The organism is Streptomyces sp. NPDC046261, assembly GCF_040646235.1.
GTDB lineage: Bacteria > Actinomycetota > Actinomycetes > Streptomycetales > Streptomycetaceae > Streptomyces.
This window is the reverse complement of the sequence record NZ_JBEYZU010000001.1, coordinates 274,935-293,208: the sequence shown is the minus strand read 5'-3', so window position 1 is coordinate 293,208 and position 18,274 is coordinate 274,935. Positions and strand designations below refer to the sequence as shown.

The window sequence follows — 18,274 nt, the reverse complement described above, 5'->3', positions numbered from 1 at the left end:
CTCGTCGGGGCACACCGAAGGCGCATGGGGCGAGAAACCGCCCGTATGCGCGAGCGGCGCCCGCCGCGGGCCGCCCCCCGGATGCCCCCGTACTCCCCTTTCGGGGAATATGCGCCATCGGTAGGAATGAAGTGATGGACACATGAACGATGGGAGGGACATGGACGGGTTCCTGGACGTGGCCGCGGCGATGGACGCCGCACCGCCGGAGATCGACCGGGCCGCGCCGCACGCTCTCGCGCTCGCGCTGGCCCTTCTCGACGCGGACCACGCGGTGAGCGGCCCGGCCCTTCCCGTGACCGCACGCGTCGCCTCCGACGCGAGCGCGGAAGAGCTGCTGCGCGCACGGCGTGAGGCACTGCGGGCCTGAAAGGAGGGCGACGATGAACAGCGAAGCGTGGGACATCACGATGGCGCCGGCCCTCGACGAGCGGCTCGTGGTCCTCCTCGACGAGACGCTGGAGGCCGGCGCGACGAGCGTCGCCGTGACCGCCGACGTCGTCCCGCACGCCAGCGCGGCAGAGCTGCTGCGCGCGCGGCGGGACGCGCTGCGGGCCTGAGGCGGCGGGCGGGGCGGTTCGGCGGGATGGATCCGTACGAATCCACGGTGACGGCGGTCCTGGCCGTGTGGTCGCTGCTCTCCGCGCTGGCCCAACTGGGCCCCGTCGCCCCCAGGCTGACCGCGTGGCAGCACCGCTTCGACGTGTTCGGCCTCATCCCCCGCTACCACTTCTTCGCACCGCGGCCGGGCACCCATGACTACCACCTCCTGATCCGGACCCGGCCGCACGGCGGGACGTTCGGGGCATGGCGGGAGGTGACGCCCGGGCAGCCGCGCCACTGGTGGAACGCCGTCTGGAACCCGGATCGCCGCCACCACAAGCACCTGTTCGACCTGGGCACGACGCTGGCCAGGACCGATCCCGGGTGCGCCGACCCGGCCACCGCGTTGTCGGTGCCCTATCTCCTGGTGCTCCACCACGTGACGACGCTGGTCGAACCCGCCGAAGGAGCGCAGGTGCAGTTCCTGATCGCCCGCTCCGCCGGTCACCGTCCGGCGGAGCCGCCCGAGGGCGTCTTCCTCTCCCGCGCCCACCAGGTGGCCGGGACGGCCGGATGAGCCCCCTGGCACCGCACACGGCCCTGCGCCTGGTGGAAACGCTGGCCGCCGTCGGCGTCCTGGTGTCGTCCCTGGAGTGCCTGGCCCGCCCCCGCACGCTGACCGACACCTCCCTCGCCGCCTGGCCCGTCCTCCGGCTCCGCCACCCCCGCTACGCCGTGGGCCTCGCCGGTACGCTCCTGACTCCGGTGGTGGCCTACCCCGCGGTCCTGTACCTCGTCGCGGTACGCGCCGCGGCGGCGACCTGTCTGATCCCGGCGGCCGTGCACGGCCCGGCCCACGTGGCCCTGCTGGCAGTGGTGGTGGCGAGCTCCATGGCGCTGGGCCTGCGCGGGGTGTACGGCGGCGAGGGCGCGGACCAGATCCTGAAGCTCACCTTCTGCGTCCTGCTCCTGGTGTCCGTCCACCCGACCGCGACCGCCGCCCGCACGGGCCTGTGGTTCCTGGCCCTCCAGGCGTGCCTGGCCTATTTCGCCTCCGGGATCTACAAGGTGACCTCGCCGGTATGGCTGGACGGCACGGCCCTGACCGGCGTCCTGAGCACCCGCTGCTACGGCCACCGGTGGGTGGCGGCGCGGCTGACGGCACATCCCGCGGCCGCGAGGTGGCTCTCCCGGAGCCTGAGCGTCTCGGAGACCCTCTTCCCGCTGGTCCTGGTGGCGCCCGCGTCCTGGCTGCCGGCGTTCCTGGCCTTCGGGGCCGCCTTCCATCTGGCGTGCGCGGCGGTGATGGGCCTGAACTGCTTCCTGTGGGCCTTCACGGCCCTGTACCCGGCGGTGGCGTACGTGGTGCTGCGGTGAGGGGCCCGTCGGCGCGGACGTGACACGCCTTTCCGAACATGTTTGCGTATCACATCTTCTTTCTGTAGACATGAATGCGGTTCGGTGGGGCTGATGTGACGGGGGTTTACCACCGAACCGGGATGTCGGGTTCCGGTCATCGGTCGGCCGAGGCCGGAGGGGAAGGGGGGCGTTCCATGACGGGCTGGGACATCAGGCCGGGTGCCGTGTACGGCGTGCTCGGCAAGGCGGCGACGGCGGCCGAGGGGCTGTCGAAGGCGGGCCAGGGGGTACAGAAGTCCCTGCCGGCCGCGGCCGGCGCGGCGGGGACGATCAGCGGCATGTATTGCGGCGCGGCCCCGACGGGCCCGGTCGGGGCCGCCCTTGCCGAATTCGGCAAGGAGTGGCAGTCGCAGCTGGCGTACGTGGCGCAGCGCACCGCCAACTCCCTGAACGGGGCGAAGAAGGCCACCGACGAATACGTCCAGGGCGACCTGAAGATGGCCGAGGACGCGCACCGCAAGGCTCTGGAGGAGCCGAAGATAGACATGCCGGGGCAGGGGAAGAAATGAGCGAGAAACTCATCGTTCCCACGGGCATACCGCAGTTCACCGGCAATCTGGAAACCCTGGAGACCGAGACCAAGGCCCTGGCCGCGGACGCCAAGCTGTTCCGTGAGTCCGGCGCGTCCGTGCACTCCACGTTCCAGGGGCTGTCGGCCTGCTACAAGGCCCCGGAGGCGGACAAGCTGTTCGCCACCACCAAGCCGGTGGAGACGAAGTCGGACGCGTTCGCGGACGACCTGGAGAAGGTGACCGCCGCGCTGAGCGCGTACGCGAGCGAGGTCAAGCCGCTGGCGACGAGGCTTCAGAACCTCAAGTCCGACGCCATCGACTTCGTCAACAGCATTCAGGGCGACGACGACTGGCGCAAGGACCAGAAGAAGGTCGACCGCAACAACGAGCTGTGGCGGGGGGTCAACGAAACCGTGACCGCCTTCCAGACGGCCGAGCGCACCTGCCACGACAAGATCGTCGCGCTGGTCGGCGGGAAGCCGCTCATCGTCGACGACGGCTCGCACAAAGACAACATGTACGGCTACCGGGCCGAGGACCTCAACCACGCGGAGAAGACGCCCTGGGGGTCGATGGCGGAGCGCGAGTACACCGGCCTCGCGTGGCTGGGCCACCAGGTCAAGAGCTTCGTCTGGGACGGCTTCATCGTCGACGGCGTCTGGGGCACGATCAAGGGCCTGGGCACGCTCGTCGGCACCGAGGGCTGGGACAAGGCCGGCCAGGCGTGGACGGGCCTGGCCAAGCTGTCCACCGGCATCTTCATCTCCACCACGCCGCTGGCAGCCGCGTACTGGATGGCCCCCGACGACAAGCTGCCCAAGTGGCTGCGGGACTCCCGCACGGCGGTCAAGGAGACCGGCAAGGCCCTCGTCGCCTACGACCAATGGGGCAAAAACCCGGCCCGAGCCGCCGGCGGCGTCACCTTCAACGTCCTCACCACCGTCTTCACAGGCGGCTCGGGTGCGGCGGCGAAGGGCGGCGCGGTCGCCAAGACCCTCTCGACCCTGGGCAAGGCCGGCCGGATCGTCGACCCGATCACGTACGTGGGCAAGGCCGGCAAGATCACCTTCGTCAAGGTCGGCGACCTGATGTCGGGCCTCAAAAACCTCCGCGTCGGCTCGACGATCCACCTCGCCGAAGGCGCCTTCAAGGTCACGGACGAATCCGGCGCCGCCGCCACCCTGCCCGCTCGCCCGGCGAACGTGCCGGAGAGCGCGGTCCCGTTCCTCGACCCGAAGAACAAGGTCGTCTACCTCGACAAGAGCAGCGGCAAGTTCTTCAACGAACACGGCAAGGAGCTCGCGCCCCCGAAGAAGGAACTCTCGGCGGCGGAACGTTCCGCCGCCGAGGCCGCAGAGCGGCAGCGGCCGCACTCCACGGTGTCGGAGCACGACCGCGTCCCAGCAGGCGTCGCCGCCCGCGGCGGCGGGCACATACCGGCGGGCGGGCACGCGCCGGGCGGCGGGGCGGGGCACGCGCCGGGCGGCGGCGCGGGTGGCCACGTCCCTGGTGGCGCGGCACACGACCTGGGCCGAGGGCCGTCGGCCAGCCATGAACCGCCGCGCGGCGGTATCCCGGAGCGAGGCGGGATCTCTCATGGCGCAGACAACGGCACCGACGCCACGAGGCCCAGGGACACCGGTGCAGGCAATGGACACGGCGCGGGCCATGTGGCGGGCTCGGGCGCGCATGACGCCGGTCATGTCCCCGACCATGGGACGAGTCACGGCGCCGAAAGCGGTACCCACGCCGGTGGCCCTGAACACAGCGACAGCGGGACCGGCAGTGGCCACAGCAGCCATGAGGCCGGTAATGGCCGTGGTGCGGCCCACGACCCATACGTCGGCATGACCCCTGAAGAGGTCATGCGTAAGCAGGTCGACCGGGCCAACAACGAAGCCGGGTATTTCGAGAGGTACTACAAGAACAACGGCAACCGGATTCGCCTCAACAGGTACGACGAGAGCGGCACGGTTCCGCCGCAACTGGTGTGGGACAGTGCGAAGAATAAATGGGTCTCGGTGTCCGACGCGCCGCCGCCACTTCCCGAGAAATACCTAGGCGATCCTCTTAAACGAGGTCGCGAGACGGCGACGACCCAGGCCATCAATGCCCTCGACGACGCATCTCGTACGCGACATTCCGCGATAGCCGCAGACAAGCTGGCCGAAGACCAGCTCAAGCACGCCAGGGAGGCATTCGAAGCGGACGGCAGTCCGGCGAACGAGGCGGCGGTTCATGCAGCGGAAGCCGCACACAAGCCGTTGCACAGGGACATGTCGAAGGCCAGCGAAGCATACGGCGAGGCCATAGCCCAGCATCATGTGATCCCCGAGCATTATCCGAATGCGAAAATGGAAACGCTCGACGGCCCACTGAATGGCAATGACCAATTCGATCAGGTCTGGCTGCGCGAGGACGGCGGCTATGTGGTGGTGGAAGCGAAGAGCAGCACCCGTACAGATCTGGGTGCCCGCAACCTGCCGAGCGGACGACGCGTGATGCAGGGGACCAGAGAATACTTCATGGACATCATCCGGGAGATGACCGAACGAGGGCGCGAGAACCCCAACGAGCTCCGGTTGGCAGAAGCACTGGAGGAGGCCCTCGACGACGGCAAATTGGACTATATTCTCGTCAAGGGGAATCCCAACGCCGGCCAGTACGCCGGCTACACCATGCAGAAGTTCGACATTCGTTGATGGGAGACGACGGTGAGTGTGAAGGTACAGCGGCATGGCCGTCCCGGTCCCGACGACGAAGGCTACGCACGGGCGCTGGGTGAAGGGGTGGCCAGGACCGTTCGGCGGCTGGAGCGCTCCCCCCGCATGTTCGACGCTGCACTGGACAAGGCACTCACACACGTGCAGGCGCGCTGCGCGGTCGATCCCGATGCATCGGAAATCGACACATGGGAAGCCGTGGTCTCCGCCATGCAGATCGGATCCGCGCTGTTCGCCTCCGCGGGCACGACCGAAGGAACCGTGGAGTGCCGCATCAACCATGAAATGCGGACCATCCAAGCCATGGGAGCACAGCCGTACGCCGATGCAGGAAATTGGCTGACTGCCTTCTGGTTTGCAGTGATCTGCCGCGATCAGACTCGCATGACTCAACTGTGTGAGATTCCGATCGACTTGCTGCGGGCGGCAGACGCAGAGTACGACGAGTACATTTACCACTGGGTGGATTCACTCCAGACCTACTGGCTGGAGCGGCAGGGACTGGTCGAGAAGCTGACTTTGGCGATCGAGAAGTCTCACCCAGATATCGCGCAAATCACCGACCAGGACCTGCTGAACAAGATCCTCTATCAGCCGATCAACCTGTTCTACCGTTTCCTGCGCAAGGACCACAACGGCTTCAATCAGGCTCTGACGGAGGCGCTGGAAGCACACAAGGCGTACTGGACGGCGAATGAGGCGAGGGAGCGCAGCGTCGCCGGTTACCTAGCCATTGGACCCCTCGCTATCGCATGCCTGGCTTATGACGCGGGCCGTCCGATCGAGGTCGAGTCCGACTACCTCCCCAAGCACCTGCTCACACGAGGCTGGGTGGGCGAGTTCCCGACCTGACGTCCGAACGGATGGTGCTGCTGGCCTGGTCCGCGCTCGGCGCGTTGGACGGCCTGAATCCGCCCACGCCGGATGAGGTGGACATCAAATGCCCCATCCGGCGGCCCGGCGAACCGGGCGCGGGAAGATGACCAACATGAGTACGTTCGGGCTGCGACCGGTCGATGCCCTGTGGGCAGCAGCCCGTTCCATTGAGGTCTCCCCTCGGTGGCCAACGGGAGACGAGCGGTCGGTCATGGTCGGAGGTGTCAATGAGGTCGCCGAACTGGCGGGCCTCTTGGAGATCGATCCGTCTGGCGCTCCCTTCAGCTGCATGTGCTTGGGAGATGTCAGCTTCACGGTCCGGGGTGAGATGGGCGCAGTGGTCGGCGTGCTGACATACCACCTGGACAGCCGCTTGGACTGGGATCAATGGGACGGTGCGATGCCGCTGCTGAGTCCTGACCGGCTGAAGGAATGGCTCGTCGAGCGCGATGTAATCGACCCGCATCCCTGACGCCGGTGCCGCCGCCCCATCCCCACCCACCAGGAGAGACATGAAAGACGTCATAGCCCTCACTCCCAAGATGCCCGACTCCTGGGCGGTGGTGGCCGGGCTCTACGCGGGTGGGCCCGATGTGGAGGCGGCCGGGGTCAATGAGGGGGCCGTCGTTCAGCTGCGGGCGGGGGATGGGCGGCCGCTTGTGTCCGTCGAGGCGCCGCTGCTCGTGCACGTGGCCGGGGAGGCCGAGCGGCTGCTCGGGGACGGGGTTGAGGCACCGCCGGTGCCCTACTGGTGGACCGAGGTCCGGGCCTCGACCGCGCTGCCCGAGGCCGTGCCGCTCGCCGGGTCCGTGGCGGGGCGGCTGACCACGTTGCTCGGTGGGGCCGTGTGGCCCGCCGAGGCCGCTTCGGTCGACGTCGTCGAGATCTCCACGGACACGGCCACCGCCCACCCCTCCACCGCCGAGGCCGGGCTCGCCATCGACGTCCTCACCGGCTCCACCGCCGTCGTCCTCGCCGACCGGCCCGTCGTCGCCCTCAACGCCTGGCTGTCCGAGGTCCTGCGCACGGTCACCGCCGGCGGCCTCGCCCTGCACATCGTCACGCCGCCCCACGTACGGCTCAGCCTCCCCCTGCGGGCCGCCCTCGCCGGCGCGCCCAATCGCTGGGTCGTCCAGGACGCCGACTGCGGCTACTACGACGGGCTGTCCGGGGCCGTGCTGCACTGGCAGGACGGTACGTTCACCCCCGCCCGTGACGAGAGTGGCGAGGCCCAGGCGGCCGACGCCTTCACCGGGGCCGCCCTCGCCACCGAACGGCAGCTCGTCGTCGCGTTCCGGGTGCTGCACGAGCAGGCCGATGACAGCCTCGTTCTCGGCCGTGCCCTCCAGACCGCCTGGACCGCACTCACCGGCGCCGCCCCCGCCGGCTGGGGCACCGCAGAGCCCATCAACCTGCCCTGGTCGACACAGCAACTGACCGACCTCGCCCGCGAACGGTCCCCCGAGCCCACCCACCTGCTCGCCGTCGGCCACCCCGGCCGCCCCGCCCTCGCCGGCCACCGCATCACCCGCGCCGGGAACGGCGTCGCCGAGGACATCACCCTCACCGTCGGGTACGGCGAGGACGAGGCCCCGCCACTCGACGCGGTCGAGCCGCTCGCCCGTACCCTCGCCGACGAGCACGGCCTCGTCTCCATGCTCGCCACCCTGCGCCGAGGCCGCCGCGACCTCACCGTCCCCCCACACTTCGAGGCCCCGCCCGTCCCTCTCTCCTTCACCCTCGGCGCCACGGACGTCCGCCGCATCGGACCCGACCACGCCCGCCGCCCACCGCTCGACCTCCGGCCCATAGAGCTGGGGTCCGCCCTCCACTACCCCCTCGGCGACGGCACCGACGCCCAGGCATGGACAGTCCTCGAGCAGCTCGCCGCCCACCTCAAGGTCAAGCCGGCGAACTGACGAAGGCCACCGGTGGGTGGATCTCCACTATGGTCGCCGTGCCCGCCACCGTCCGGTCCTCGTGCATGGTGATCTGCCTGCCGGGTGCGAGGTGTTGCCAGTGGGCAGGGGTCAAGGGGAGCAGTCGCACCGTGGCGCTGCCGCCGGGTTCCAGGAACGGCCTGCCCTCCACCCATAGGGCGGCGATGCTGACGGACCGTCCGCCCGTGGGTGAGTGGTGGCCGATGTTCCACATGGGGCGCAGAATGCCGGCGCCCGGCATCGGCAGCGTGCGCCGGGTCTCCCCTGCGGGCTTCAGCGTCAAGTCCGCCCGGATCACGCCCTTGCGCATCTCCGCGCAGCGCCACCAACACCACGCGGCGCTGCGCTCCATGCGCAGTTGCTCGGCGGCGCCGGCCAGCGCCTCCCAGAATGTTGGAGGCAGCGGGCGGGCCTCGCCGAGCTCCTGCAGCAGATCGATCGCGGTGTCCCACTCGTCGTGGATCAGGTGGTCCCAGACGTCCCGTACCGTGAGGTCGTCTTCGGTGGCCACCGCTTCGGGCACCAGCAGACCGGCGGATTCGAGCAGCCCCGGCACGTCCATCATGGGTTGATTTTCTCCCACCGGAGCCCGTCGGATCCCTACATGCGGAACGCGCCCAGCTTCGCGCCCGTCACCGGAGCATCGAACTTGACCGTGTAGTCGAAGTTGTTCACCGTCTTGTGCGTCGAGGAGAAGTGCGGGCAGACCATCGGGCCGATCGTGCCGTTCTTCTCGCCCATCTGGACCCACCAGCCAGCGCAGGCGCCGTCAGGCGCGGTCCACGAGCCCGGCAGCAGGTCCTCGACCCAGCCGGTGACGCGCGTGGTGCCGTCGCTCTGCGGGCACAGCGATATCTCGCCGCGGCCGTAGGACTGGGTCTCGGTGGCGGTGACGCACGCGGACGCGGCGGACGGCGCCGCCTGGGAGGCCGGGGCGGTCAGCAGGGTCAGGGCGCCGGCGGCTCCGGTCAGGGCCAGGGTACGGACGAGACGTCTCATGGTCTTTCCTTCTCTCCTGGAGGACTCGACCGAGACAACCACGACCTTGATCAACCACACCAGAGGGTGTTCAACCGTCCGTACCGGACCGAACGCCACCGGATGTCGTCGCGCAACGGCTCAGCGCTGACGCGAAGTTGGCCACGAACGCCTCGCGCGTGGCCTCGTCCAGCAGGTCCAGGGACAGGTACGGGTTGAGGTCCTCCAGCTCGACCAGGAGGAGCTCGCCGCCCGGCGCGCGGCAGGCGTCGACGCGCTGGATGCCGTGGTCGATGGCGTTCCAGTCGATGAAGCGCTGCGCGAAGGCCAGGTCGTCGGCCGTCGGCTCGTAGCGCTCCAGGACCCAGCGGCGGGCCGGGTCCGGAGCGTACAGCGCGTACTGGAAGGCGTCGTCGATGAAGTAGAAGGAGACCTCGTACCGGAAGTCGATCCTGGGCTGGACCAGGATGCCGTCCCAGGACTCCTCCTCCATGGCCGCCAGCTCCGCCCGCCCCACGAACCGCAGGCCGATCGAGTCCGCGCCGGCCCTGGGCTTCGCCACGTACTCGGCCACCTCCGGCAGGCGGGCCAGGTCCTGGGCGCGGTCGACCGTCGGGATGACCGGGTACTGCGCCGCGCTCAGGTCGAGGAGGTACTGCTTGCCGGCCATGTCGGCCCGGCCCGTGAGCTGGTTGTAGACGCGGACGTCGTTCTTCAGGGCCCGGGCGCGGAAGTCCTCGTACGCCGCCTCGTAGTGCAGCACCGGGCCGCTGTTGCGGACCACGACCACGTCGTACGCACCCGTCTCCATCAGCGCCGCCGCGTCCAGCGGGTGGCACAGCGCCACGTCGAAGTCCTCGCGCAGCCGCGACGTCAGGAAGATGTCCTCGTCGCAGTACCGCCGCCCCTTGGCCTCGTAGGCCAGGTCGGTGACGTACAGGATCCGGAAGCGGGTGCGGGGACGGGTGCGGGAGTTCTCTTGCGACATGATCATGAACGTACCTCCGGCACGCCCCCCGCACGACGACGGGGGCTCCCCGCCGGCCCGTGCCGGCGAAGAGCCCCCGCTGCTGGAGCGACGCCGTTACGCCGCCCCCACCACCTGCTTCTCCTCCGCGAAGTGGCACGCCGACTCGTGCGCCGCCGGGGTGTCGAGGCCGGTGAAGACCTCCGGCACCGCCAGCAGCGGCACCTCCTCGGCGCACTTGTCCTCCGCCTTCCAGCAGCGGGTGCGGAAGCGGCAGCCGGAGGGCGGGTTCGCCGGGGACGGGACGTCGCCGGTGAGGATGATGCGCTCGCGGCCCTCGCGGGCGTCCGGGTCGGGGACCGGGACGGCGGAGAGCAGCGCCTGGGTGTAGGGGTGGGTCGGGTGGTCGTAGATCTGCACGTCTGTGCCGATCTCGGCCATCTTGCCCAGGTACATCACGCCGACGCGGTCGGAGATGTGGCGCACGATCGACAGGTCGTGCGCGATGAAGATGTAGGAGAGGTTGAACTCGTCCTGCAGCTTCTCCATCAGGTTGACGACCTGCGCCTGCACCGACACGTCCAGGGCGGACACCGGCTCGTCGCAGATGATGATCTCGGGGTTGAGCGCCAGCCCGCGCGCGATGCCGATGCGCTGCCGCTGGCCGCCCGAGAACTGGTGCGGGTAGCGGTTGATGTACTCGGGGTTCAGGCCCACGACGTCCAGGAGTTCCTGCACGCGCTTGCGCCGGTCGCCCTTGGGCGCCACCTCGGGGTGGATCTCGAAGGGCTCCCCGATGATGTCGCCGACCGTCATGCGCGGGTTGAGCGAGGTGTACGGGTCCTGGAAGACCATCTGGATGTTGCGGCGTACGGCCTTCAGGGCCCGCCCGGACAGCTTGGTGATGTCCTGGCCCTTGTAGAAGACCTCGCCGGAGGTGGCGGTCTCCAGGGTCATCAGCAGCTTGGCGACCGTGGACTTGCCGCAGCCGGACTCCCCCACGATGCCGAGCGTCTCGCCCTGGTAGAGGTCGAAGGAGACGCCGTCGACGGCCTTGACCGCGCCGACCTGCCGCTTGAAGAGGATGCCCTGGGTCAGCGGGAAGTGCTTGACCAGGTTGCGCACCTGCAGGATCGGCTCGCCGCGCTCCACGGGGGCGTCCAGGACGGCCTCGACCTCGGCGGTCGTCGACGCGTCGCTGACCTCCACCTCGGAGACGTTCGGCGTCGCGGCCTCGTCCTTCTTGCCGGGCATACCGGACGTGCCGGTCTCAGCCATGGATCGTCTCCTTCCAGAAGTGGCACGCGCTGCCGCGGCCGTCGAGCTCCGCGCCGTCCCGCTCGGCCACCCGCTGCAGGACGGGGACGTCCGTGCGGCAGATGTCCTGGGCCTTGGGGCAGCGCGGGTTGAAGGCGCAGCCGGCCGGGATGTTGAGCAGGTTGGGCGGCAGGCCCTTGATCGCGTAGAGCTCCTGGCCCTTCTGGTCCAGGCGCGGGATGGAGTCCAGCAGGCCCCGCGTGTACGGGTGGGCCGGGCGCTTGTACAGCTCGTGCACGGGCGCGGTCTCCACGATCCGGCCGGCGTACATCACCGCGATCTTGTCGGCGACGTCCGCGACGACACCGAGGTCGTGGGTGATGAGGATCAGGCCCATGTTGAGCTCGCGCTGCAGCTCGGCGAGCAGGTCCATGACCTGGGCCTGGACGGTGACGTCCAGGGCCGTCGTCGGCTCGTCCGCGATGATCAGGTCCGGCTCCAGGGCCAGCGCCATCGCGATCATGATGCGCTGGCGCATACCGCCCGAGAACTGGTGCGGGTAGTCGCTGACGCGCTCCTTGGCGGCCGGGATGCGGACCCGGTCCATCAGCTCGATGGACTTGGCCTTCGCCTCCTTCTTGGACAGCCCCTGGTGCACCCGGAACATCTCGCCGAGCTGGTAGCCGACGCTCAGCACGGGGTTCAGGGACGACAGGGCGTCCTGGAAGATCATGGCGATCTTGCTGCCGCGGATCTTCCGGCGCTCCTCGGCGGACATCTTCAGCATGTCCTTGCCGCGGAAGAGGATCTCGCCCTGCGGGATCCTGCCGGGCGGCATGTCGAGGATGCCCATGACGGCCTGCGCGGTCACCGACTTGCCGGAGCCGGACTCGCCGAGGACGGCGAGCGTCTCGCCCGCGTTGACGGTGTAGTTGACGCCGTTGACGGCCTTGGCGACGCCGTCGCGGGTGTGGAACTCCACGTGCAGGTCGCGGACTTCGAGCAGCGGGGTGCCCGGGGCGTCGGACGGCCGGGGCTCGGGGACCTTCGCGGTCTTCTCGATGGTGGTCACGTACGCCTCCCTCAGCGCAGCTTGGGGTCGAGGGCGTTGCGCACCGCATCGCCGAGCATGATGAAGGCCAGGACGGTGACGGAGACCATCAGCGCCGGGAAGAGCAGGACGTGCGGCGCGTTGCGCAGCTGGTCCTTGCCCGCCGAGACGTCGATGCCCCATGAGACGACCGGGTCGGCCAGACCGATGCCGAGGTAGGACAGGGTGGCCTCGGCGGAGATGTAGCCGCCGAGCGCGATGGTGGCGACGACGATCACCGGGGCGATGGCGTTCGGCAGGATGTGGCGCAGCAGGATGCGGCCGGTGCCGGCGCCGAGGGCCTTGGCGGCCATGACGTAGTCCTGCTGCTTGATGGAGATCACCGAGCCGCGCATGACGCGGGCGATCTGGGTCCATCCCAGGATGGCCAGGGCGGAGGAGACCACCCACACGGTGCGCACGTCGAACGAGGTGAGCACGACCATGGCGCCCAGGAGGAAGGGGATGCCAGCGAAGATGTCGGTGAGGCGGGAGAGCACGCTGTCGATCCAGCCGCCGAAGTAGCCGGCCATCATGCCCACGAAGCCGCCGAAGAGGGTGACGGCGGCCGTGACCACGACCCCGACGATGATCGAAGCCCGGGCACCGTAGACCAGGCGCGCCCAGATGCTGCGGCCCTGGCCGTCGTAGCCGAGCCACTCGCCCGAGAACACCTTCCCGAACTCGGGCTCCTTGAGGTAGGCGCCGGTCAGGTCGCCGTTGCGCGGCGAGGCGCTGGTGAACAGGCCGGGGAAGCAGGTCATCGTCAGCAGCAGCGCGATCAGGACCGCGGAGATGACGAACAGCGGGTTGCGGCGCAGGTCGCGCCAGGCGTCGCTCCACAGGCTGCGCGGCTTGCCGACCCGGCCACCGCCCGGAGCGCCGTTCTGCGCCGGGGACTTCGCGCCCTCGGCGTTCTGCTTCTCGGCTTTCTCGGCCTTCCCGACGATGGAAGCCGGGTCCACGAAGGAGCCCTCGATTGCCTCAGGCATAACGGATCCTCGGGTCGAGCACGGCATACAGAAGGTCGACGATCAGGCTGGCACAGAGATAGACGATGACGAGCAGCGTCACGATGCCCACGACGGTGGACCCCTCGTGGCGGTTGAGGGCCTCGTAGATCTCCCGGCCGATGCCCTGGACGTTGAAGATGCCCTCGGTGACGACCGCGCCGCCCAGCAGGGCCCCCAGGTCCGTGCCGAGGAAGGTGACCACGGGGATCAGGGAGTTGCGCAGCAGGTGGATGCCGACGACGCGGCGCCGGGGCAGGCCCTTGGCGACGGCGGTGCGGATGTAGTCCGCGCGCTTGTTCTCGGCGATGGAGGTCCGGGTCAGCCGGGTGACGTACGCGAGCGAGAGGGAGCCGAGCACGATGGCCGGCATGGCCAACTGCCCGAAGTCCTCGGAGTTCTGGACCGTGGGAGTCAGCCAGCCCAGCTGCATGGCGAAGATGAACTGGAAGAGGTAGCCGAGCACGAAGGACGGCACCGAGACCAGCAGCAGGGTGAGGAACAGCACGCCCTTGTCGAGCCAGCGGTCGGCGCGCAGACCGGCGAGCACGCCGAGGCTGATGCCGACGACGACCGTGAACGTGAACGCGAACAGCGCCAGTCGCAGCGTCACCGGGATCGCGTCCGAGATGACGTCGGCGACGGGTCGCTGGCTGGCGATCTGGGTGCCGAAGTCGCCCTGGAACAGGCCGCTGAGGTAGTTCCAGTACTGCTGCCAGAGCGGCAGGTCAAGGCCCAGATCGTGCTTGATCGAGGCGATCTGCGCCTCGTCGATGGCCTGTTCTCCCCACATGGCCCGCACGGGGTCGCCGGGCAGTGCGTACATCATGAGGAAGATCAGCAAGGTTGACCCGATGAACACCGGGATCATCTGGAGCAGTCGCCGCGCGACATAACGCCCCATGGTGCCTCCATGTGGATACGACGGCGCCGGGGGCCGCTCGCGCACAGCGGTGCTGTGGGAGGAGCGGCCCCCGGTGCCTTCCCGCCCCGTTCCGCAGTGCGGGGGATGCGGGGGACCGGATCGGAATTACTCCGTGGGCGGACTACTTGGTGGTGACGTCGGTGATGACGAAGTCACCGCGGTAGTCGACCTTGACGTTGTCCACGGCCTTGGAGTGGCCGCCGTTGATCCGGTAGTTCCACAGCGGGATGGCCGGCATCTTCTGCGCCATGGCCTTCTCGGCCTCCTGGTACAGCTTGACCGACTCCTCCAGCGTCTTGGCGTTGTCGCCCTTGTCGAAGAGCTCGTCGATGCTCTTGTCGGAGAAGCGGCCGCTGTTGGCCTCGGCGCCCGTGCGGTAGAGCTCGCGCATGAAGTTGACGTTCAGCGGGTAGTCGGCGACCCAGCCACCGCGGTACATCGCCTTGACCTTGTTCTGGTCACGCAGGTCCAGGTCGGCCTGGAAGTCCGGCTTGGGGTCGGCGAGGCACTCGACGCCGGTGTTCTGGCGGATGTTCTCGCAGACGGCCGTGACCCATTCCTTGTGGCCGCCGTCGCCGTTGAACTGGATCCAGATCTTGTTGCCCGGAACGCCGCCGCCCTCCTTGATGAGCTCCTTGGCCTTCTGCGGGTCGAACTTGAAGACGTCGACGCCCAGGTCGCTCTGGTTGCCCTCGACGCCGGGCGCGGTGAAGCTGGTGGCCGGGGTGCGGGTGCCGTGGAGGACCGTCTTGGTGATGGTCTCCCGGTCGATCGCCTTCGACAGGCCCTGGATGACCTTCGGGTCGACGCCCTTGAAGGGCTCGCTGTAGAAGGCCGGGACGATGGACTGGACGGCCGCGTACGGCTTGTCGATCGCCCGGTCGCCCAGGTCGGACTTGTACTTGGGCAGGTCCTTGGGGCCGATCTGGCGGATCATGTCGAGGTTGCCCGACACGAGGTCCTGGTAGGCCGCCTCGACGGTGGAGTACTGCTTGAACTGGACGCCCTTGTTCTTGGGCTTGTCCTCGCCCTTGTAGCCGTCGTACGCGGCGACCTGGATGAGCTTCTTGTGGTCCCACTTCTCGAACTTGTACGGGCCCTGGCCGACCGGCTTCTGACCGAAGCCCTTCGGGTCCTTGAAGAAGGCCTTCGGCTGCGGCATGAAGGGGACGTAGCCGAGCTTGTACTGGAAGTACGGGACGGCGTGGGTGAGTTCGACGCTCAGGGTGGTCTCGTCCTTGGCCACCAGGCCCGACATCTTGTCGGACTTGGGGTCGCCCTTCTCGGGGTGGACGTCTTCGTAGCCCTTGATGTCGTTGAACCAGAGGCCGTTCTTCTGGTTGTTCTTGATGTTGGCGCCCCAGTTCCAGGCGTCGACATACGACTGGGCGGTGACCTTCTCGCCGTTGTGGAACGTCCAGCCCGACTTGAGCTTGATCGTCCAGGTCTTGGAGTCCTCGGTGGTGATGGACTCGGCCGCGACGTTGTGGATCTTGCCCTTGTCGTCGAAGTTCACGAGCGGCGAGTAGAGGGCGGTGATGACGTAGTGGCCCAACGTCTCGTTGGTGTCCGTCGGGTAGAGCGGGTTCTGCGGCTCGCCGACGTCGACCGACACATAGCCCTCGGGCTTGCCCGAACCGGAACTGCTCTTACCGTCGCCGCCGTTGCAAGCGGTCGCGCTCAGCGCAACGACTATCGCGCCCGCGACCCACTTGGCGCTCTTGGCACCGCGCATGGGTATGCCTCCTCAAGAGTCCACTATTCGCTACAAGAGAGGCGCCGGCCCCACGCTGACACCCCTGACAGCGGAGACGGAACCGGCACCTTCAGTGTGCTCGTGAGTCGGCGCTCCCCACAGCGCGTGACCCATTGACCCGAGCTCAGTGAACCCAACTATTAAGTACGACCGCCTTGTAAACCACACTTAAAGGGTCTCGCTTTGGTCACAGCGATCACCGACACACGCCCAAAATACGGACAAAGCGATCATAGACAGACACCCGCGAAACGGACTGTTAACACAACATCCGGAGCGAGCTGACCGCCATGCGGACAGGCCGCGGCGAAGCCCCCTATACCGGAACTCCCCCATCCGGATAGCGGTCCACCGCTCCGCACGTCAGAGGCAGACCAGGGCTCCGGGACGGATCACGTAGTCGCCCGCGGCGCGCATCCGGAACCGTTCCGGCGCGACGTGGGCGTCCACCGTCCACTCCAACTGGCTTTCCCCGATCGCCTGCCGGGCCAGGACGGGCAGCACCCCCCAGATGCCGGTGCCGATGTCGACCGGCCGCGGGCCGCCGGGAGCGAGCTCGAAGCCGACGCGGGCCGGGCCGTTGCGGATGCCGAGGGCGTCCAGCATCGCGAAGCCGGCCTCGACGATCAGGTCCTGCTCGGGGCCGCGACAGGGCAGCAGCCGCAGACCGCTGACCGGATCCCGCCCCCCGGCCTCCCCCGGCTGCCGGGAGGTCCAGATGTCGCTCACGTGGTGCAGGCCGTCCAGGCTCACCGTGTTGACGTGGTACGTGCACTCGGCCGGCCCCCCGGGCTCCAGGAGCCGGCCGGCGCCCCGCACCCCGGCGGCCCGCAGCGCCTCGGCCATGAGGGGCCGCTCCCGGCGGACCGCGCCCAGCCGGGTGCCGTTCGACCGCAGGCCCAGGCTCTCGGCCAGGGCGTCCGCGGTGTCCGCGCCGCTGCGCGCCCCGGCCAGCAGGGCGACGGGCCGGTGGGCGGCGACGGCGTCGAGGACCTGCTCCAGGGGACCGGTGCTCACGATGTTGGCGCCGAAGGCGGCCGGGCGGAACGAGGGGGCGTACGCCGGGGGGACGGTCGGCCGGCTCTGTACGTGCACCAGGTCGTAGCCGCGCTCGCGGAAGAGCGGGACGAGATGGCGCGCGGTGGAGTAGGCGTCGACGATCACGACGACGGGCTTGGCGGTCATCCTCGGCTTCTCCCCTGTGAAAACGGCCCGGACGCGGCAGGGGGCGGGGGCATCCCCCTCCCCCTGCCGCGTCCGGGAGCACGCGGCGGCTTACGCCTGCGCGGTGCGGACGATCATCTTTCCGGTGTTCTGCCCTCGGAGCATGCCGAGGAAGGCGTCCACCACGTTCTCGAACCCGTCCACCACCGTCTCGTCCGGCACGAGCCGTCCCGACCGGATGTGCGGGATGAGCACGGACTCCATCTCCTCCTGAAGGTGCGGGTATTCGCGCACCAGGAAGCCCTCCAGCCGCAGGCTCTTGCCGACCACGTCGTAGAGGTTGCGGGGCGCCGCGGGCGGCTCCTCGGGGTTGTTGTACGTCGAGACGGCCCCGCACCACACGATGCGGCCGTGCGGGCGGACGACGTCGATCGCCGCTTCCAGGTGATCGCCGCCGACGTTCTCCAGGCAGACGTCCAGGCCGTCCGGGGCCGCCTTGCGCAGCAGCTCGGTGACCGGGCCGTCGTGGTAGTCGAAGGCGGCGTCGAAGCCGAGGTCCTCGGTGAGGTGCCTGACCTTGGCCGCCGAGCCGGCGCTGCCGACGACCCGGCCGGCGCCCAGGATCCGGGCGAGCTGCCCGGCCGCGGTGCCCACGCCGCCGGCGGCGGCGGAGATGAAGAGGGACTCGCCCTCCGTGAACCGGGCGATCCGCGTCAGGGCCACGTAGGCGCTCAGACCGGTGCCGCCCAGCACGCTGAGGAACGCGCTGAGGGGAACGCCCTCGGCGCGGGGCAGCACGCGGGCCTCCTCGGGCGTGAGGACGGCGTGCGTGCGCCAGCCCTGGCGGTGGAAGACCAGGTCACCGACGGCCAGGCGCGGGTCGTGCGACTGAAGGACCCGCCCGATCGAGCGCCCCTCAAGAGGGTTGTGCAGGCCCCACACGCCGTTCATGCACTCACGCATGTACGGGTCGACGGAGAGGTAGAGGTTCTCGACCAGGGCCGTGCCGGGGCCGGCGACGGGCATGTCGCCGGGGACGAACGCGAAGTCGTCCGCGCTCGGCACGCCCTTGGGCTCCCTGACCTGATGTACGGCTATGAACCGGTCTGACATC

19 protein-coding genes are annotated in these 18,274 nt (G+C 69.1%); 9 read left to right on the top strand and 10 right to left on the bottom strand.

Annotation, left to right across the window (positions count from 1 at the left end; all coding sequences use genetic code 11):
* Nucleotides 1–142: 142 nt before the first annotated feature.
* The 9 genes from ABZ956_RS01370 to ABZ956_RS01330 all read left to right on the top strand — a co-directional run bounded on the left by ABZ956_RS01370 (nt 143) and on the right by ABZ956_RS01330 (nt 7,992).
* Nucleotides 143–370: a hypothetical protein gene (locus ABZ956_RS01370; RefSeq protein ID WP_361885188.1), complete on the top strand. Its 228-nt coding sequence runs from the start codon at nt 143–145 to the stop codon at nt 368–370.
* A gap of 13 nt (nt 371–383) precedes the next feature.
* Nucleotides 384–560: a hypothetical protein gene (locus ABZ956_RS01365; RefSeq protein ID WP_361885187.1), complete on the top strand. Its 177-nt coding sequence runs from the start codon at nt 384–386 to the stop codon at nt 558–560.
* Between the two features lie 26 nt (nt 561–586).
* Complete coding sequence (locus ABZ956_RS01360) at nt 587–1,120, top strand: hypothetical protein (protein ID WP_361885185.1); 534 nt, start codon at nt 587–589, stop codon at nt 1,118–1,120.
* A complete protein-coding gene (locus ABZ956_RS01355) occupies nt 1,117–1,920 on the top strand; it encodes a hypothetical protein (RefSeq protein ID WP_361885183.1) in 804 nt (267 codons plus the stop codon). Before ABZ956_RS01360 ends, ABZ956_RS01355 begins: the two co-directional genes overlap by 4 nt.
* A 176-nt stretch (nt 1,921–2,096) precedes the next feature.
* Nucleotides 2,097–2,471 (top strand): DUF6507 family protein, encoded by a 375-nt coding sequence (locus ABZ956_RS01350; RefSeq protein WP_361885181.1) that lies wholly within the window; start codon nt 2,097–2,099, stop codon nt 2,469–2,471.
* A complete protein-coding gene (locus ABZ956_RS01345; protein WP_361885179.1) occupies nt 2,468–5,176 on the top strand; it encodes a hypothetical protein in 2,709 nt (902 codons plus the stop codon). Before ABZ956_RS01350 ends, ABZ956_RS01345 begins: the two co-directional genes overlap by 4 nt.
* Before the next feature lie 12 nt (nt 5,177–5,188).
* On the top strand, nt 5,189–6,049 hold the full coding sequence (locus tag ABZ956_RS01340) for an immunity 49 family protein (protein WP_361885177.1): 861 nt from the start codon (nt 5,189–5,191) through the stop codon (nt 6,047–6,049).
* A 136-nt stretch (nt 6,050–6,185) separates the two neighbouring features.
* Nucleotides 6,186–6,545 carry a hypothetical protein gene (locus ABZ956_RS01335; RefSeq protein WP_361885175.1) on the top strand — a complete coding sequence of 120 codons (360 nt, stop codon included), beginning with the start codon at nt 6,186–6,188 and terminating at the stop codon, nt 6,543–6,545.
* 40 nt (nt 6,546–6,585) lie between these two features.
* Nucleotides 6,586–7,992 (top strand): DUF6177 family protein, encoded by a 1,407-nt coding sequence (locus ABZ956_RS01330; protein WP_361885173.1) that lies wholly within the window; start codon nt 6,586–6,588, stop codon nt 7,990–7,992.
* Here the strand turns inward: ABZ956_RS01330 and ABZ956_RS01325 are convergent.
* The 10 genes from ABZ956_RS01325 to ABZ956_RS01280 all read right to left on the bottom strand — a co-directional run bounded on the left by ABZ956_RS01325 (nt 7,976) and on the right by ABZ956_RS01280 (nt 18,273).
* Nucleotides 7,976–8,575, bottom strand: a complete 600-nt coding sequence (locus ABZ956_RS01325) for a hypothetical protein (RefSeq protein WP_361886616.1) — start codon at nt 8,573–8,575, stop codon at nt 7,976–7,978. The two genes, ABZ956_RS01330 and ABZ956_RS01325, sit on opposite strands and share 17 nt — an antisense overlap.
* Nucleotides 8,576–8,613: 38 nt before the next feature.
* On the bottom strand, nt 8,614–9,012 hold the full coding sequence (locus tag ABZ956_RS01320; RefSeq protein ID WP_361885171.1) for a hypothetical protein: 399 nt from the start codon (nt 9,010–9,012) through the stop codon (nt 8,614–8,616).
* A gap of 70 nt (nt 9,013–9,082) precedes the next feature.
* Nucleotides 9,083–9,979 (bottom strand): hypothetical protein, encoded by an 897-nt coding sequence (locus ABZ956_RS01315; RefSeq protein WP_361885169.1) that lies wholly within the window; start codon nt 9,977–9,979, stop codon nt 9,083–9,085.
* A gap of 96 nt (nt 9,980–10,075) precedes the next feature.
* Nucleotides 10,076–11,236 carry a dipeptide ABC transporter ATP-binding protein gene (locus ABZ956_RS01310; RefSeq protein ID WP_361885167.1) on the bottom strand — a complete coding sequence of 387 codons (1,161 nt, stop codon included), beginning with the start codon at nt 11,234–11,236 and terminating at the stop codon, nt 10,076–10,078.
* Nucleotides 11,229–12,287, bottom strand: coding sequence for an ABC transporter ATP-binding protein (locus ABZ956_RS01305; RefSeq protein ID WP_361885165.1), 1,059 nt, complete (start codon nt 12,285–12,287; stop codon nt 11,229–11,231). Before ABZ956_RS01305 ends, ABZ956_RS01310 begins: the two co-directional genes overlap by 8 nt.
* An 11-nt stretch (nt 12,288–12,298) precedes the next feature.
* The gene (locus tag ABZ956_RS01300) at nt 12,299–13,297 is read right to left on the bottom strand and encodes an ABC transporter permease (RefSeq protein ID WP_361885163.1); all 999 of its coding nucleotides are present in this window, start codon (nt 13,295–13,297) and stop codon (nt 12,299–12,301) included.
* Nucleotides 13,290–14,219 (bottom strand): ABC transporter permease, encoded by a 930-nt coding sequence (locus ABZ956_RS01295; RefSeq protein ID WP_361885161.1) that lies wholly within the window; start codon nt 14,217–14,219, stop codon nt 13,290–13,292. The genes ABZ956_RS01300 and ABZ956_RS01295 overlap by 8 nt, the downstream gene beginning before the upstream one ends.
* 142 nt (nt 14,220–14,361) lie before the next feature.
* On the bottom strand, nt 14,362–15,975 hold the full coding sequence (locus ABZ956_RS01290) for an ABC transporter substrate-binding protein (RefSeq protein WP_361885159.1): 1,614 nt from the start codon (nt 15,973–15,975) through the stop codon (nt 14,362–14,364).
* A gap of 384 nt (nt 15,976–16,359) precedes the next feature.
* A complete protein-coding gene (locus tag ABZ956_RS01285) occupies nt 16,360–17,181 on the bottom strand; it encodes a hypothetical protein (RefSeq protein WP_361885157.1) in 822 nt (273 codons plus the stop codon).
* A 90-nt stretch (nt 17,182–17,271) separates the two neighbouring features.
* Nucleotides 17,272–18,273, bottom strand: coding sequence for an NADP-dependent oxidoreductase (locus ABZ956_RS01280; RefSeq protein WP_361885155.1), 1,002 nt, complete (start codon nt 18,271–18,273; stop codon nt 17,272–17,274).
* Between the last annotated feature and the right edge of the window lies 1 nt (nt 18,274).